Raw genomic sequence first — 2,218 nt, forward strand, 5'->3', positions numbered from 1 at the left:
GCTGACTAAGCGGTCCCCTTAACGTTCCGGCACCGGGCAGGCGTCAGTCCGTATACATCGTCTTACGACTTCGCACGGACCTGTGTTTTTAGTAAACAGTCGCTTCCCCCTGGCCACTGCGACCCCCACCAGCTCCGAGTGCAAGACTCATCACCAGCAGAGGTCCCCCTTCTCCCGAAGTTACGGGGGCAATTTGCCGAGTTCCTTAACCACAGTTCACCCGATCGCCTTAGTATTCTCTACCTGACCACCTGAGTCGGTTTAGGGTACGGGCCGCCACAACACTCGCTAGAGGCTTTTCTCGGCAGCATAGGATCATCCACTTCACCACAATCGGCTCGGCATCACATCTCAGGCTTAAGGAACGCGGATTTGCCTACGTTCCGCCCTACATGCTTACCCCAGGACAACCATCGCCTGGGCTGGACTACCTTCCTGCGTCACCCCATCGCTTACCTACTACCCAATCAGGTCGAGCGTTCGGCCTAACACCGGTCCCGAAGGACCAGCTGACTTAAGGACTCTTAGTATCAAGGGGTTCGATATGGGCGCGTTAAAGCGGGTACGGGAATATCAACCCGTTGTCCATCGACTACGCCTGTCGGCCTCGCCTTAGGTCCCGACTTACCCTGGGCGGATTAGCCTGCCCCAGGAACCCTTGGTCATCCGGCGCGAGGGTTTCTCACCCTCGATTCGCTACTCATGCCTGCATTCTCACTCGTGTACGCTCCACGGCTAGATCACTCTGCCGCTTCACCGCATACACGACGCTCCCCTACCCATCAACACAACATGTGCGTCAATGCCACGACTTCGGCGGTGTACTTGAGCCCCGCTACATTGTCGGCGCAGAATCACTTGACCAGTGAGCTATTACGCACTCTTTCAAGGGTGGCTGCTTCTAAGCCAACCTCCTGGTTGTCTCTGCGACTCCACATCCTTTCCCACTTAGCACACGCTTAGGGGCCTTAGTCGGTGATCTGGGCTGTTTCCCTCTCGACTACGAACCTTATCGCCCGCAGTCTCACTGCCACGCTCTCACTTACCGGCATTCGGAGTTTGGCTGACGTCAGTAACCTTGTCGGGCCCATTAGCCATCCAGTGCTCTACCTCCGGCAAGAAACACGCGACGCTGCACCTAAATGCATTTCGGGGAGAACCAGCTATCACGGAGTTTGATTGGCCTTTCACCCCTACACACAGATCATCCCCCAGGTTTTCAACCCTGGTGGGTTCGGTCCTCCACCCAGTCTTACCTGAGCTTCAACCTGCCCATGCGTAGATCACTCCGCTTCGGGTCTACAGCATGCGACTCAACGCCCTATTCAGACTCGCTTTCGCTACGGCTCCCCCACACGGGTTAACCTCGCCACACACCATAACTCGCAGGCTCATTCTTCAAAAGGCACGCAGTCACATCACACAGAAGCAAGCTTCTGTAAGCTCCTACGGCTTGTAGGCACACGGTTTCAGGTACTATTTCACGACCCCTCACCGGGGCACTTTTCACCTTTCCCTCACGGTACTCGTGCACTATCGGTCATCAGGGAGTATTTAGGCTTACCAGGTGGTCCTGGCAGATTCACACAGGATTTCTCGAGCCCCGTGCTACTTGGGATCCCCTCAAACAGTCGACAAGGTTTCGCCTACCCGGCTCTCACGGTCTACGGCAGCCCTTCCCAGAGCTTTCAACTACCCCATCGATTTCTTACTGTTCGAGACAACGGCAGCTATCTCAAGAGGGTCCCACGACCCCGGACATGCAACGCCTGCCGGCTATCACACACGCCCGGTTTAGCCTCATCCGCTTTCGCTCACCACTACTCACGGAATCACTATTGTTTTCTCTTCCTACGGGTACTGAGATGTTTCACTTCCCCGCGTTACCACCAACCGCCCTATACATTCAGGCGGAGGCAACACCACATGACTGGTGCTAGGTTTCCCCATTCGGACATCCCCGGATCAACGTCTGGTTGGCGACTCCCCGAGGCTTAACGCAGCCTCCCACGTCCTTCATCGGCTCCTGATGCCAAGGCATCCACCGTGTGCCCTAAAAAACTTGGCCACAAAGATGCTCGCGTCCACTATGCAAATCTCAAACAACAAACAGCAACCGCATCCAAGCCCAGGATCAACCTGAACCCTTCAGCGGCCCTGTACTCCAGAAGAACCGAACACGCATGCCCGTTTCCTCAGGACCCAACAGTGTGTCCAA

The 2,218-nt window shown here is 55.9% G+C and carries 1 rRNA gene; it reads right to left on the minus strand.

The features are described 5' to 3' along the window. Positions 1-2,068 (minus strand): 23S ribosomal RNA (locus ABZX61_RS65660); the annotation flags it as partial. Positions 2,069-2,218: the final 150 nt, after the last annotated feature.

It is taken from the genome of Nonomuraea sp. NPDC003709 (assembly GCF_040610775.1).
Classification (GTDB): Bacteria; Actinomycetota; Actinomycetes; order Streptosporangiales; family Streptosporangiaceae; genus Nonomuraea; species Nonomuraea angiospora_A.